We start from the raw sequence: 13983 nt of genomic DNA, 5'->3' as shown, positions 1-13983 counted from the left end.
AGGGGGGACGTCAAGGGGTCGCGCAGGAATTGGCTCAGCCACTCGACCACTTCCCGGGCCCCGGTGCTAGTCTCCCGACGAGAGGGGGACCCCGTGACCGACGCCCTGCGCCCCATGACGAAACAGCGCCTGTACGAGCAGGTCCTGGACCGGCTGCGCCAGTACGTCACCGAGGGCGGCCTGCGGGCCGGCGACCGCCTCCCGCCCGAACGCGACCTGGCCCAGCGGCTCGGCGTCAGCCGGGCCTCGGTGAAGCAGGCGATCGTGGTCCTGGAGGTCCAGGGCCTGGTGGAGGCGCGCCACGGCGGCGGCACCTACCTCGTACGGGACAGCCTCGACACCGAGCCGGTCGAGCGGATGGTGGAACGCCGGCGGCGCCTCCCCGACGTGCTGGAGGCCCGGGAGGCGCTGGAGACGAAGCTCGCCGAACTGGCCGCCGAGCGCCGCACGGAGGACGACCTGGCCGCGATGCGGTCCGCGCTCGCGCACATGGCCGAGGAGATCGAGGCGGGCGGCCACGGCGTCGAGGGCGACCGTCTGTTCCACGCGGCGGTGACGGCGGCCGCCCACAGCGGCCTGCTCGCGGAGTTCATGCGCTCCATCGCCGGGCAGATCGCCGAGAGCCGCACGGAGTCCCTCCGCCAGCCCGGCCGTCCCCACCGCTCCCTGGCCCAGCACCGGGCCATCCTCGACGCCGTCACCGAGGGCCACCCCCGCCGGGCGGCCGCCGCCATGCGCCGCCACGTCCGCACGGTCGCCGAGGTCCGCCTCCTGGACTGGGACCCGGAAGAGGAGCGGTGACCGGCTCCTGACGGTCAGGCCGCCGCCTCCGGCACGTCCGCCACCACGCAGCTGACGTTGTCCGGGCCGCCGGCCTCGTTGGCCGCGGCGATCAGGCTGTGCACCGCCTCGTCCGGGGCCGGGGCGGTGGCCAGGAGGCGCCGGACCGCGGTGTCGGGGACGACCGCCGGGAGGCCGTCGGAGCACAGCAGATAGCGGTCGCCGGGGCGGGCGTCGTGGAGGCGGAGGTCCGGGGACGCGGTCGTCCCGGCGCCGGTGAGGGCCTTCAGCAGGAGGGTGCGCTGGGGGTGGGAGGCGGCCTCCTCCGGGGTCAGGCGGCCCTCGTCGAGCATCGACTGGACCATCGTGTGGTCGTGGGTGATGCGGAAGAGGTCGCCGTCGCGCAGGAGGTACGCGCGGGAGTCGCCGATGTGGACCAGGGCCAGGCGGGAGCCCGTCCACAGCAGGGCGGTCAGCGTGGTGCCCGCCTCCTCCGCGCCGGCGGCCGCGTCGCGCACCGCCCGCTCCGCGTCCCGGACCGCGTCCTCCAGGAGGTCGAGGACCCCGCCCGCCGGCGTCTCCCGCGTGTCCAGGGACCGCAGCGCCTGCACCGCCGCGCTGCTCGCCGGCGCGCCCGCCGGACCGAAGCCGTCGGCCACGGCCAGCAGCCGGCCGCCCGCGTACGCCGTGTCCTGGTTGGCGGGCCGGACGCGGCCCCGGTCGGAGTGGGCGTGGTAACGCAGCTCCAGGGGAGTGGTGTTCACGGTGGTGTCCCTTCTCGACTCTTCCCCGAGGTGATCGACCAGGAACGCGGCGAGGTCCCGCCGTACGGCCGTCTCCGCCTCGACCCGGGCCCAGTACGCCCGGATCTCCCCGGCGGCGGCCCCCGCGTCCAGCGAGCAGACGTGACGGATCCCGGCCAGCGGCATGCCCAGGCGGCGCAGCCACGCCACCAGCCGGGCCCGCTCCAGCTGGCCGGCCGCGTAGTAGCGGTAGCCGGTGTCCGGGTCCACCCGGGCGGGCCGCAGCAGGTCCAGCTCGTCGTACAGGCGCAGCGCCTTCGGGGACAGCCGGCACGCCTTCGCGAACGCGCCGATCGTCAGCATCTCCATGGGTCCCCCGTACCTCTCGCGGCCGTCTCGCGTTCCGCCGCCGATGCTGGGGCTTCACCGAAGGGGAAGGTCAAGCACCCCGCCCCCGCCCCGGATTGTTAGCCTGCCGGTCCGACCAGCCGTTCCTGTGAGGGGGAACCCGTCGTGCCCCGTATCGCGCTCGTGACCTGCCGGCCCGGACCCGAGGTGGCCGAGGACCGTGACCTGCCGGACCTGGTGCGGGCGCTCGGGGAGGCCGGGGCCGAGGCGTCCGCCGTGGCGTGGGACCACGAGGGGGTCGACTGGAGCGGCTTCGACCTCGCCGTGATCCGGTCGACCTGGGACTACAGCTGGCGGGCGGCCGAGTTCACCGCGTGGGCCGAGCGGTGCGGCAAGGCCACGCGGCTGGCCAACCCGGCGGACGTGGTGCGGTGGAACACCGACAAGCGGTACCTCGGGGAGCTCGCGGAGGCCGGCGTGCCGGTCGTCCCCACCCGCTACCTGGCCCCGGGGGACCCGGCCGACCTCCCGGCCGGCCACGAGTACGTCGTCAAGCCGACCTCCGGCGCCGGCGCCCGGTTCGCCGCCCGCTACACGCCCGGGGAGCACGACACGGCCGTACGGCACCTGCGGCGGATGCACGCCGACGGGTTCACCGCGATGGTGCAGCCGTACGTGCGGGGCATCGACACCACCGGCGAGCGGGCGCTGCAGTTCTTCGGCGGGCGCCTGCTGCACGCCAGCCGCAAGCAGGCGGTGCTCACGCCCGGCACGCCCTACGACCGGCGCAAGGTCGCCCATCCGGGGCTGACCGCCTGGTCCCCGACCCCGGCCGAACTCGCCGTCGCCGAGCAGGCCCTGGCCGCCGTGCCCGGCGCGTCCGGGGAGCCCGGGCCGCTGTACGCGCGCGTGGACCTCGTGGACGGCGAGGACGGCCGGCCGCAGGTGATGGAGCTGGAGCTGGTGGAGCCCAACCTGTTCCTGTCGCTGCATCCGGGGTCCGTGCCGCGCGTGGTGGAGGAGATCCTCAGGGCCGCCGCGGGCCGGGGCCGCTGACCGCCGTCCGCTGCAGCAGGCCCCAGGTGAACTCCGCGACCACCTCGTGGCGTTCGCCGCGGGCGTCCGGTGCGGTGAGGGCGAGGCCCCAGCGGGCGGGCGCCGTGCCCTCCAGGGGGCGGGCCGGGGCGAAGGCGCGGGCGGCCTCGTCCACCGTGCAGGACCAGGGCGTCAGGTCCTCCAGCGAGCGCAGGGCGGGAGGCGCGGCGCCCGGCGCGCGGACCAGCCACGCGTTCCAGACCGCGCCCCCGGGAGCGGTCAGGACCTCGAAGCGCAGGTCGGGCCAGAGCGGGACCGGCCACTGCCACGCCTCGCAGTCGAGGTCGCCGGCCCGGCGCGGGGACCGGGACTCCGGCTCGCCCAGGACGGAGCCGAGAACCCGGGTGAGGGACCGGGCCGGGCCGGAGCGCGGGGAGCGGACCATCGCCTGCCAGCGCCTGTTGGCCTCGCGCATCCGGGCGGGGGAGACGCCCAGCGCGCGCCGGGCGTCCTCCACCGGGCCGGGGTTGAGGTCGGCCATGCGGCGCAGCAGGACCAGCTGGAAGTCGAGCGGGGTGAAGGGCTCAGCGGGGGGCTTCGCGGAAGGCATGGGAACCATCGTCGTCCACCCGGACCCCTCCCGGGCGGCGGCCGTCCGGGAGGAACAGCACCGAGTTGACGTAGCGCGGGCCCCGCAGCGGACCGAGGGGCAGGACCCGGCGGAGCAGGCCGTGCCCGACGACGTACGAGGTGTGGGCCTGGTGGGCCTCCAGGGGGAAGCGGGACAGCGGGACCCAGGTGCCGGCGGGCAGGACCCAGCCGTCGTAGCCGAGGAGGGACAGGTACGTCACCACGGGGGCGACGGGCTGGATGCGGGACTCCAGCTCCACGAACAGGGCCGGACGGTCGCGGGCCAGGATGCCGGTCGCCCCGCGCAGCACGGCCGGCTCGTTGCCGTCCACGTCGATCTTCACGAAGCCGACGTTCCGCAGGCCGAGCTCGTCCAGCGTGACGCAGGTGACGTCCAGGAAACGGCCGTGGATGTCCCGGCGGACCAGGGACGACACGCCCCGGTCGCCGCCGTCGTCCGGCGGCAGCCACAGCCGGGCCGTGCCGGGACGGTCCGAGGCCGCCGCGCGGACCACCCGTACGTTCGCCGGGGCGGTGGCGGTGAGCAGCCGCGCCAGGTGGGGGACCGGTTCGACGGTCACCACGCGCCGGGCGCGCCGGGCCAGCCGGTGCGTCCACGGGCCGTACCAGCCGCCGACGTCCACCGCCGTGTCGCAGTCCGGCGGGCACAGGTCGGCGAGCCGGGCCAGCTCGGGCTCGAAGCGGGGGTAGACCGTCCGGGCCGCGGCGGCCACGGCGCGGGTGGGCAGGAAGGGCGCCAGGCGGGCGGCCGGGGTCCGGGACGTCCGGTGCGCGGGACGCGTCACGGCGCCGCCCCCCGCGAGGAGGCGGGGGACATGCGGGTCAGCAGCTCCTCGTGCTCCTCCTCCGTGACCTGCTCCCCGGACGACGGCAGCAGTTGCGGGATGCCGTCGACGATCGGGTAGCGGCGGCGCAGGCGCGGGTTGTACAGGGCCTCCCCCCGCGCCGCCCGTCCGCCCGTCCCCTCCTCGCCCTTCTCCTCACGGTCCGCGCCGGGGGCGGGGGCCAGCAGGTGCAGCGGGCCCTTGTCGAGCGGGCAGGCCAGGATCCGCAGCAGCGGGTCGTCGGGGTTCACGGGTCCTCAACTCCTCGGTTTCACAGTCCGGTTCGCCGGCCGGTTCGCGGGCGGTGTCGTGCTTCGGCATGGCCAGCAGCACGGCGACCGCGAGCACCGTGCCCGCGACGCGCGACGCCAGCCGCAGCGGCTCGTCGGGGAGTTCCTCGCCGAACGACAGCGTGCCGAGCACCGCCGAGTACAGGCAGGAGACGGTCGTGCACACCGGCACGATCAGCGAGGCCCGGCAGCGCTGGAGCGCCGCCTGCGACATCACCAGACCGAACGCGCCGGTGAACAGCAGCAGGTACGGGTACGGGGAGCGCAGCAGGTCCAGTGCCGCGGCGCCGATCCCGCCGGCCGTCGAACGGCTCGACACCCCCTTGATGGCGAGCGAGCTGACGCCGTAGAGCAGGCCGACGGCCACGCCGTACTCGACGCCCGTGGTCGGCATCCGGTGGCGGCGGCGGGCGCGGCGCTCGGCGGCCGCGTACAGCCACACCCCGGTCGCCAGCGACGGCACGCACACCAGCAGGATCAGCGGGTACGGCGCCGCGCGGCCCACGGTGTCGGCGCCCGGGCCGCCCTCGCGCAGCGACACCACCACCAGCAGCAGCGCCAGCAGGATGGCGCCCAGCGCGTACCGCTCCCGGCCGCTGGTCTCCTCGCCCAGCAGCCGGGACGACAGCAGGACGAGGAGCACCAGGCCGGAGACGAAGATGCCCTGCGCGGCGGCGATCGGCAGCGTGCGGTACACCAGCAGCTGGGCGGCGAACCCGGCCGCGAGGGCCAGTGCGCCGCCGATCCACAGCGGGCTGCCGAGCACCAGCCGCAGCAGCCGCGCGGGCCGGCGCACCGTCACTTCGGGCAGGGCGGCGAGCGCCCTCTTCTCCAGGACGAACCCGCCGCTGTAGAGGACGTTCGCCACCAGGGCGGCGGCCACTCCCCACCACATGCCCCCCGGCCCCCCTCACGTCTTCCGCGCGTGCAGCAGCAGGATCGACGCGAGGGAGGGCCCGGCACAGGCCAGCCGGTCCAGCGGCCGCAGCACGCGCGGGACCCCGTGGAAGGGGGCGCCCTCGAGGCGCACCACGGTGAAACCGGACGCGGCGACGAACTCCCGCAGCGCGCGGGCCGTGTAGAGCCGCAGGTGCCCGACCACCTCCGTGCCCGGCCGGCCGTGGATGCCGCGCAGGCTGACCTCGGAGAACACCGGCTGCACCCCGGCCAGCAGCAGCACGCGGTTGTACCAGGCGGCCAGGTTCGGGGTCGACAGCATCAGATGACCGCCGGGGCGCAGGACGCGGCGGATCTCGTCGAGCGCCGCGTCCGGGTCGACGAGGTGCTCGACGACCTCGCTGAAGAGCACCGCGTCGGCCGACGCGGAGGCGAACGGCAGTCCGCCGCCGGTGAGTTCGCCGCGCACCGCGTGCGGCAGCCGGGCGCGGGCGCGGGCCAGGGCGTCCTGGGACCAGTCGACGCCGACGAGGCGGTGGCCGCGCAGGAAGGGGGCGGCGGTGGCCGCGGCGGAGCCGTCGCCGCAGCCGATGTCGAGGATCGTCCGCGGGCCCCGGGCGCCGGCCGGACCGAGCGCCCGGGCCAGCATGCGGGCCTGGCGGCGGCTGCGGGAGGGGCCGGAGGCCACCGGGACGGCGGGGTTCTCGTAGAAGTCGCGCAGGCCGCGGGGCGGGGGTGCGGTGGTCGTCACTCAGCTCGCCTCCGTGGTGTGCAGGTGGTGCGCGAAGAGATCGCGCAGGTGCGCGCCGTCGCCGGGACCGAGCAGCGAGCGGGACCAGCGCAGGGCGAGGTGGAGCCGGCCCGCGGTGGAGGCGGTGGTGAAGGTGAGCCCGCGGGGCATCCGGGCCGGCGCCGAGAACCACACGGCGTGCGCCCGCCCCGCCTCCTCGCCGAAGTCCAGCGGGTACGGGACCCGGCCGATGTTGCTGAGCAGCGTGGTCGACATCCAGGGCGCCGCCGCCCGGCGCAGGACCCGGGTGAGGGCGGCACGGCAGACGACCGGCGCCCAGGGCGCGGTGAGCAGGGCGGCGCCGTGACCGAGCTGGGGCCGGGGGAGGGACTTCAGCGCGCGGGTGCGCAGGGCCGTGCGGCGCAGCAGCCCGGGCAGGTCGGCCGAGTCCAGCTCGTCCGGGCCGAAGGGCACCTCCACGAGCCGGGTGCCGTTGCCGATCGGCATGGTGGCGTCCCGGGGGCGGTCGTCCACCGGCATGGTGATGCGCAGCGGCCGGGGGGCGGCGCCGCGCTCCCGGTTCCAGTGGGCGAGCGTCAGGGCCGTGGCGACCATGAGCTGGTCGTTCACGGTGTACGGGGAGCCCTCGGGGCGGCGCGGGAGCGGGAGTTCGGCGACGAGCATGCCGTTGCCGGCCGGGGGCCCGGGCGTGCCGCGGGCGATCCGGGCGGACCGCGCCCAGGGGGAGGGCGCGGCCGGCGGGACCTGCGGTGTCTCGGGAGGGCGTACGGGCGGGGCGGCGGGGGTGTTGTCCCGGCCGCCGTACACCTCGGCGGCGGTGGCCAGGACGCGGAGGCAGGCGGGGCCGTCCAGGGCGGTGTGGTTGACGGTGAGGACCAGGACCGTTCCCCGCCCGTCGTCCACCGCCTCCAGGCGGACCGGCGGGGACGCGGTGAGCGGGGGCGCCTGGGCCAGCGCCCGGGTCCGGGCGCCGTGCAGGGCGTCCTCGCCCGGCGGCGGGAAGCGCACCACCTCCACGTCCGGCTCGTCGGTCAGCTCCCACTCGTAGCGGCGCCGGTACCAGGGGCCCGGGGCCTCGCGCACGAGGATGCGCGGGTGCCGGCGCAGCGCCTCCGTGAACGCCTTGCGCATGCGGGCGGGGTCCAGGCGCCCGGGCAGGTGCACCTCGATGTGGACGGTCTCCGGCTCCGCCTCCTGCCGGCAGTGCCGGGACACCTCGTCGACGACGGGGAAGGGGATGCGCGGGGGAGCGGTCATGCGGAGCCGCCCTTCCCCGGATCGCCCGGTGCCCCGGGCAGCCGCCGCGTGGGCGGGTCGGGGGCGAGGGGTGGCCGCGCGGCGGGAGGAGGCGCCGGGGCGGGCGCCGGCGGCCAGGGGTGCGTGTGGGGGGCGGGCGACAGCCCCGGCACACGGGACCCGGCGGCCGCGGGCGCCGGTGGCACCGCCGTCGGCCCCGGCCCGTCCGCAGGCCCGTCCGGCTCCCGGGCCGGCTCCGCCCGCTCGCGCCGCGCACCGAGACCCACCGCCGCGGCGAACAGCCCGGTCAGCGCCAGCAGCTGGGCCACGTGCCCGTACGCCCCCGTCCCGGCGCCCACCGGTTCCCCGGCCCCGAGCGCCGCCGCGCCGCCCGCTCCCGCGAGGGCCGCGAACGCGACCGGCGCGAGCAGCGCGGGCCGGCGCCACGCCACCAGGGCCAGCGCCGGGACCAGCAGCGCCCACCAGCCCGCGATCACCACGCCGGCCAGGGTCAGCGCCACCGCGCCGAGCCACGGGCCGGGCGGCGGCGCGGCCGGCTGCGGCCCGTGGGGGTTCTCGGCGTTCCGCCGCCACAGCGCCAGCCCGATCAGCACCGCGATCCCGGCCCCGCCGCCGATCAGCCCGGCGTCGTACGTCGTGGCCGGCCCGTAGGACAGCTTCACCGTGCCGCCCGCGCCCGCCGGGATCCGCCAGCCCTGCTGCCAGCCGTCCAGCCGCAGCGGCGTGAGCTCCTCGCCGTCCAGGGTGGCCCTCCAGCCGTCGTTGTGGTTCTCGTACGTCGTGAGGTACGAGGCCGCGCCCGGGCCGACGGCGACCTCGCGGTGGTCGCCGAGCCAGTCCCGGATCTCCAGCGGGCGCCCGGAGGGCGCCGCCCGCGGCACGGTCCCGCGGGTCAGGGTCACCTCGGTCAGCGCCAGCGGACCCGCGTCACCGCCCTCGACCCGGTGGTCGCCGGCGGACAGCTCCAGCTCCCGGGCGTCCCGGCCCTCCCGGCAGAGCGTCACCTCGACCGGGCGCCGCTCCACCAGGTCCCGCACCGTCCCCCGCACGCTCGTCTCGTACAGGGTGCCGTCCACCGCCACCACCGGGCCCTTCCCGCACTCCAGCGACACCTCCCGGGTGCCGGACGGCTGCGGGGTGCGGTACCGGTCGAGCGCCGGGACGTACGCCTCCGTCAGGCCCACCGGCAGCTGCAGGTCCTCGTCGACGACCGGGTTGTGCAGGGTGAGCGGGGCGGTCTGGGTGACCGTGACGTCGAGCCGGTCGGTGGTGATCGGCGGGAAGCGCACCCAGCCGTTCTCGTCCACCGCGGCGATCGCCGCGCCGTCCGGGGAGCTGATGTGGACCTCGGCGGCCCGGGCCGACAGGCCCCCGGCGGGAGCCAGCACCAGTTCGCCGACCGGCTGCCTGCCCTCCCAGCTCAGACGGACGGTCGGGCTCCCGCCCGCGATCCACGCCGTGGTCAGGTCGCCGTCGGTGAGGTTGCGCGCGGACAGGCCGGCACCGAGGCGGGCGGTGGAGTCGGCGGTGGCGACGATCCGGTCGCGCTGCTCGGGCGCCACCTCGTACAGCAGCCGGTCCAGCGCCTCGCCCGGCACCGCCACCGCGCTCGCCGTCACCTCGTACGTCCCCGCCGAGCCGGTGGTGAACCGGCGGTGCAGTCCCGCCTCGGTGCCCACGGCGGACAGGCCCGTGGGGTCGGCGGCGCGGTGCAGGGAGACGACCTGGGCGGTGGCGGCGGACCCCTCCGCGTCGGTGGGCAGCCGCAGCAGCCGGGTCACCCGCACGCCGGGCAGGTCGATCTCGGAGAAGCCCGCGCCGGTCAGACCGGCGCGCTCGGCCGTCGAGCCGACGATCGTCAGCCTCATCCAGTCCGTCGGGCCCGCGGGCGCCTTGATCCGCTGCTTGCCGCCGCCGGCCCGGAGGAAACCGGTCTGCGACCCGTTCTCCGTCTCCACCCGCACCCGGGTCGCCGCCGCCCGCACGCCGTCCTGCGGCAGCGGGAGGACGCCGAAGGAGTCCGGCATGTCGTAGCGGCCGGTGAAGGCGATGCGCAGCCACTGCCCGTCCGGCGAGTCGGCCGACCCCTCCGCCCACGCGGTGCCCGGGTCGCCGTCGAAGGCGTTCACCGGGTCGAACTGCGGCAGGTGGAACAGCCAGTTGCCGTAGGAGGACGCCGTCACCGAGCGGGCGCCGCGCAGCTCGGCCACCGTCTGGTGCTCCTGCCCCTCGACCGGCAGGATCTGGTGCGGCGGCTCGCCCGCGTTCTGCGCGGCGTCCGGCGCGTTGCGCTCGTCGCGCGTGTACGTGTACGACGTGTTCGCGTTGACCAGGCCGAACCGGGTGTCCGCGCGCCGCATCCCGTCGCCGGTCACCTGCACCGGCGGGGTGCCGAGCCCGGGGTGGCCGTCGCCGGTCAGCACGGCCGGCCGGCCGCGCAGCTCGTCCGCGAGCGGCAGCAGCGCCTCGGGGCCGCCGGACACCACGGCCGTGTCGGCGATCGGGGCCAGCGCGGCCTGCCCGGGGCGCGGGACGTCCGCGTCGGCCGGGCGGTAGATCTCCACCGCCCGCTGCCGCGGGTACAGGCCCTCGACCTGGAGCGGGGTGCCGTCCGCGATCACGCCGCCGGTCATGACCGGGCCGAGGCCGGTGACCCGCTCGTACCCGGACTGCTCCAGGGTGCGCTTGACCGTCGTGGTGGGCACGTACCCGATCTGATCGGGGTCGAGGTCGTTGCGGACGACGACGTGGAAGACGCCCGCCCGGCTCAGGTAGTCGGCGAGGCCCGGCACTTCGGCGCCGGTCAGCAGGGCCTGCTCGACCGCGTCCAGCGCGCGCCGGTTGCCGGGGGTGCCGAAGGGCACGTAGTCGCGCTGCGCCCAGCGCGACTCGGCGACCACGTCCAGCGGCTGGTCGACGGTCGAGCCCCAGGTGTGGATGCCGTGCGCGGTGGCCGGCACGACCAGGGCGCGCGAGTCGGGGGAGTGCTTCTCCAGCCAGTCGGCCGTGGCCCGCCAGTACGCGGGGATCTCCCGGAACGGACCCGGGCCGAGGACCGAGCCGTCGAGGTACGGCCACAGCAGGCCCGGCAGGACGAGGACCGCGGCGACCAGCGGGGCGGACCGCCGGCCGCGCGCCCGGCGGCTCCCGCGCGCTCCGGCGGCCGTGCCCACCAGGTGCGCCAGGCCCAGCACGAGCGCCAGCGCCAGCCCCGTCTGGAACTTGTAGATGTTGCGGAACGGCGCCGCCCAGCCGTCCAGCCAGTCCTGCACCACCGAGTGGAACGGGGCGCCGAACGCGCCGCCGTACCCGGCGAGCAGCACCAGCGCCGTCACCAGCACGGTCAGCACCAGCCAGCGACGCTCCGGCACGTCCCGCCGGGCGATCCCGGCGAGACCGAGCCCGGCCGCGAGCGCCGAGCAGACGATCACGGCCACCGAGGACGCCACCGCCCACCCGGCCGGCAGCCACGCCTCGCCGAAGTGCAGGTACGCCACCCAGTTCCCGGCGCCGCGCAGCGCCTCCGTCGCCGCCATGGTGTCGGTGGTGGTCCGCGCGGTCTCGACGTAGGGGAGGAAGTTCTCGCCGTAGGCCCCGAGCAGCAGCAGCGGGATCCACCACCAGGCCGTCGCCACGATCACCGCCGGCGTCCACCAGGCGATCAGCCCGCGCCGCCTCGGCCCCGGCGGGCGGGAGAGCAGGTACAGGCCGACGGGCAGCAGGGAGGCCAGCGTGGAGGCCGCGTTGACCCCGCCCATGAACGGCACGACCAGCGCCGAGCGCAGCGCCGCGACCCGGGCCGTGCGGCGCTCGTCCGTCAGCGGCAGCAGCACCCAGGGCAGGAACGCCCCCGGCAGCGCGGCGGCCGACGTGGAACCGACGACCGTGGTGAACACCGGCCACAGCGCGTACGCCGCCGCCGCGAGCAGCCGGGACGCCCCGCTGCCCACGCGCAGCCGCTCCGCCAGGCGCAGCGCGCCCCAGAACGCGACCGACACGATCAGCGACATCCACAGCCGCTCCGCCAGCCACACCGGAAGGCGCACCAGGTCGCACACCCAGTGGAACGGCAGCATCGGCCACAGGTAGCCGGCGTACTGGTCGGAGATCCCGCCGAACGACCCCCGGTCCTGCCACAGCTGGCCCAGGTCGGCGAGGAACCGCCCGGGGTCGACGGTGACGCCGAGCTTGGTGTCGAAGGTCTGCCGGCCGGGCCGCACCGCGAGGAACAGCACGAACACCACGGCCCAGAACCCCAGCAGCCAGCGCCGCGACCGGGGGCCCCCGGGAGGGTCCGCGGAGGTCGCGGCGCGCGGGACGGCTGCCGGGGGAGGGGCCTGGACCATGGTCGTCATACGGGACACCGCCGGAGGATGAGGAGGAGGTTCCAGGTGGCGAACTCGCGCAGGCCGGGCACCTTGACCACGGTCTCGGTGAGGAACGGCCAGTAGCGGGAGCGCGCCGAGACGATCCGCACGTCGTCGCGGGCGCGCACGTGCCGCAGGGTGGCGCCGATGTGCACGGGGAAGAGGTTCTCGCCGAGGGTGTGCTTGGCCGGCCCGCCGGTACGGCGCCGGTGGCGGGCCCGGGCCCGCTCGGCCCCGAGGTAGTGCCACGGGGCCCACTCGTGACCGCCCCAGGGGGACAGCCAGTTGGTGAACGACACGTAGATCAGCCCGCCGGGCCGGGTCACCCGGACCAGTTCGCTGAGGAAGGTCTGCGGATCGGCCACGTGCTCCAGGACGTTGGAGGAGAACGTGACGTCCGCGGACCCGTCGGCCAGCGGCAGCAGGTAGCCGTCCGCGACCACCGTCCCCTCGGGCGGCTTCTCGGCGAGCTCCCGCACGTCGGGCTCGAACAGGTAGGCGTGCGCGCCGCGGGCGCGGAACTCCTCGGTGAAGTGGCCGCTGCCGCCGCCGACGTCCACCACGACCCGGCCGGCCACCGGGCCGTCGTACGCCTCGACCTGGTCGGCGGCGTCACGGGCGAGCAGCGTGTAACAGGCCTCGGGGTCGTCCTGCTCGTGCAGGAAGGCCCGGAAGAGGGCGAGGGACCTGCGCAGGGACGGGTCCTTCGGTCCCCGTCCGGCTCTCGGCCTCGCCCGGCCGGGGAGACCGCCGGCGCTCACGGCCGCCGGCTCCCCACGGCCTCCGCCGCCACCGCCCGGAACTGCCGCACCGTGCGGTCCCAGCGGAAGCGGGCGGCGTGGTCGCGGGCCGCCTCGCCCATCGGCTCCCGGCGGTGCGCGGACAGCGCGAGGGTGCACCAGGCCGCCGCGAACGAGGACTCGCCCCGCGCCAGCACCCCGGTCACGCCGTCCACCACGGAGTCCCGCAGGCCGGGGACGTCGAAGGCGATCGCCGGGGTCCGGCGGGCGGCCGCCTCGGTGACGACCAGGCCCCAGCCCTCCACCGCGGAGGGGTGCAGCAGCAGCCAGGCCGCGCACAGCAGCCGGTGCTTCTCCGCCTCGGACACGTGCCCGGTGACCTCGACGTCCGGGCCGGCCAGGCGCTCCAGCCGGTCCCGCTCGGGACCGTCGCCGACGATCACCAGCCGGCCGCCGGTGACCGGCCGCACCCGCTCCCACAGCCGCAGGAGCAGGTCGATGCGCTTGTACTCGACGAGCCGGCCCACGGCCACGAACAGCGGCCGGGGGGAGCGGGCGGCGGGCGGGCCCGGTTCCTCCACGCCGTTGTGCACGACCCGGATCCGCTCGGGCGGCACGCCGATCCCGTGCAGCGCGTGCGCGGTCGACGGGGAGACGGCGACCAGCAGTCCGCGCCGGCGCGCACCGGTCAGGGCCCAGTGCTCGAGTCTCCGCCCGATCCGCGCGGCCGGGGCCAGCGGACCGCCGAAGCGCATCGGCCACAGGTCGGTGTGCACGTGGTTGACCAGGCACAGGGTGGGCCCGTCGTGCCACAGCGACGCCAGGTACGGCACGCCGTTGCACACCTCGACCAGCAGGTCGCAGTCGCCGACCTGGCGGGCGAAGGCGGAACGGGCACGGAGGTAGTGACCGTACGTGCCGCCCGCCGACACGACCCGGTAGTCGCGGAAGGACGCGGGTCCCCCGCACAGCAGGGTGACCTGGTGGCCGAGGCGGGTCAGGCCGTCGGCGAGCCGGTCGACGAGGAGTTCGGAACCGCCGGCCGACGGGTTGCCCAGGTCGCGGTGGGCGAGGAAGACGATCCGGCGGGGGTGGGCGGGGAGCGCCGGGGGGTGCTGCGGCGCGCCGGGGGGCGCGACACGCAGGGAGGACGGCACGTGCTGGGGCATCGTTGCTCCAACTCGTCTCGGGATGTGGGGAGTCGGGACGCGGTGGGGCGCCGTGGGGTCGTGGGCCGGGGACGGCCGGACTGTGCTCGGGTGGGGTTGCACAGTTTTCGCCCAGCCGTTCGTCACGGCTA

The 13983-nt window shown here is 76.6% G+C and carries 12 protein-coding genes; 2 read left to right on the top strand and 10 right to left on the bottom strand.

Translation table 11 applies throughout. From position 1 onward, the window contains the following. Positions 1–93: 93 nt before the first annotated feature. Entirely contained in the window at positions 94–801 is a 708-nt protein-coding gene (locus GL259_RS13440) for a FadR/GntR family transcriptional regulator (RefSeq protein ID WP_159532458.1), read from the top strand. A 14-nt stretch (positions 802–815) separates the two neighbouring features. Here GL259_RS13440 and GL259_RS13435 read toward each other — a convergent pair whose 3' ends face one another. Further along, positions 816–1892 (bottom strand): MerR family transcriptional regulator, encoded by a 1077-nt coding sequence (locus GL259_RS13435; protein WP_159532456.1) that lies wholly within the window; start codon positions 1890–1892, stop codon positions 816–818. A gap of 144 nt (positions 1893–2036) precedes the next feature. Here GL259_RS13435 and GL259_RS13430 point away from each other — a divergent pair, with 144 nt between their 5' ends. After that, complete coding sequence (locus GL259_RS13430; protein WP_159532454.1) at positions 2037–2927, top strand: hypothetical protein; 891 nt, start codon at positions 2037–2039, stop codon at positions 2925–2927. On the opposite strand, the gene GL259_RS13425 is transcribed toward GL259_RS13430, so the two are convergent. The 9 genes from GL259_RS13425 to GL259_RS13385 are packed head-to-tail and all read right to left on the bottom strand — an operon-like array spanning position 2899 to position 13852. Next, complete coding sequence (locus tag GL259_RS13425) at positions 2899–3525, bottom strand: hypothetical protein (RefSeq protein WP_159532452.1); 627 nt, start codon at positions 3523–3525, stop codon at positions 2899–2901. The two genes, GL259_RS13430 and GL259_RS13425, sit on opposite strands and share 29 nt — an antisense overlap. Further along, complete coding sequence (locus GL259_RS13420; RefSeq protein ID WP_243762298.1) at positions 3491–4342, bottom strand: FkbM family methyltransferase; 852 nt, start codon at positions 4340–4342, stop codon at positions 3491–3493. Before GL259_RS13420 ends, GL259_RS13425 begins: the two co-directional genes overlap by 35 nt. After that, complete coding sequence (locus GL259_RS13415) at positions 4339–4632, bottom strand: Trm112 family protein (protein WP_159532450.1); 294 nt, start codon at positions 4630–4632, stop codon at positions 4339–4341. The genes GL259_RS13420 and GL259_RS13415 overlap by 4 nt, the downstream gene beginning before the upstream one ends. Then, positions 4538–5566, bottom strand: coding sequence for a hypothetical protein (locus GL259_RS13410; RefSeq protein WP_208026469.1), 1029 nt, complete (start codon positions 5564–5566; stop codon positions 4538–4540). Before GL259_RS13410 ends, GL259_RS13415 begins: the two co-directional genes overlap by 95 nt. A gap of 15 nt (positions 5567–5581) precedes the next feature. Next, positions 5582–6319: a class I SAM-dependent methyltransferase gene (locus tag GL259_RS13405; RefSeq protein WP_159532448.1), complete on the bottom strand. Its 738-nt coding sequence runs from the start codon at positions 6317–6319 to the stop codon at positions 5582–5584. After that, positions 6320–7576, bottom strand: coding sequence for a condensation protein (locus tag GL259_RS13400; protein WP_159532446.1), 1257 nt, complete (start codon positions 7574–7576; stop codon positions 6320–6322). After that, entirely contained in the window at positions 7573–11931 is a 4359-nt protein-coding gene (locus tag GL259_RS13395) for an alpha-(1->3)-arabinofuranosyltransferase family protein (protein ID WP_159532444.1), read from the bottom strand. Before GL259_RS13395 ends, GL259_RS13400 begins: the two co-directional genes overlap by 4 nt. Continuing rightward, complete coding sequence (locus GL259_RS13390) at positions 11928–12704, bottom strand: class I SAM-dependent methyltransferase (RefSeq protein WP_243762297.1); 777 nt, start codon at positions 12702–12704, stop codon at positions 11928–11930. The genes GL259_RS13395 and GL259_RS13390 overlap by 4 nt, the downstream gene beginning before the upstream one ends. Next, the gene (locus GL259_RS13385) at positions 12701–13852 is read right to left on the bottom strand and encodes a glycosyltransferase family 4 protein (RefSeq protein ID WP_159532442.1); all 1152 of its coding nucleotides are present in this window, start codon (positions 13850–13852) and stop codon (positions 12701–12703) included. The genes GL259_RS13390 and GL259_RS13385 overlap by 4 nt, the downstream gene beginning before the upstream one ends. Positions 13853–13983: the final 131 nt, after the last annotated feature.

This window comes from Streptomyces sp. Tu 3180, from assembly GCF_009852415.1.
Classification (GTDB): Bacteria; Actinomycetota; Actinomycetes; order Streptomycetales; family Streptomycetaceae; genus Streptomyces.
Note: the sequence above shows the minus strand (reverse complement) of the source record. Positions and strands in the feature narration are given on the sequence as shown.

What these genes read in the sequence shown, in the direction of transcription:
- GL259_RS13435 (WP_159532456.1), bottom strand. Translation starts at nt 1,892, where the DNA reads ATGGAGATGCTGACGATCGGCGCGTTCGCGAAGGCGTGCCGGCTGTCC.
- GL259_RS13425 (WP_159532452.1), bottom strand. Translation starts at nt 3,525, where the DNA reads ATGGTTCCCATGCCTTCCGCGAAGCCCCCCGCTGAGCCCTTCACCCCG.
- GL259_RS13410 (WP_208026469.1), bottom strand. Translation starts at nt 5,566, where the DNA reads ATGTGGTGGGGAGTGGCCGCCGCCCTGGTGGCGAACGTCCTCTACAGC.
- GL259_RS13400 (WP_159532446.1), bottom strand. Translation starts at nt 7,576, where the DNA reads ATGACCGCTCCCCCGCGCATCCCCTTCCCCGTCGTCGACGAGGTGTCC.
- GL259_RS13395 (WP_159532444.1), bottom strand. Translation starts at nt 11,931, where the DNA reads ATGACGACCATGGTCCAGGCCCCTCCCCCGGCAGCCGTCCCGCGCGCC.
- GL259_RS13385 (WP_159532442.1), bottom strand. Translation starts at nt 13,852, where the DNA reads ATGCCCCAGCACGTGCCGTCCTCCCTGCGTGTCGCGCCCCCCGGCGCG.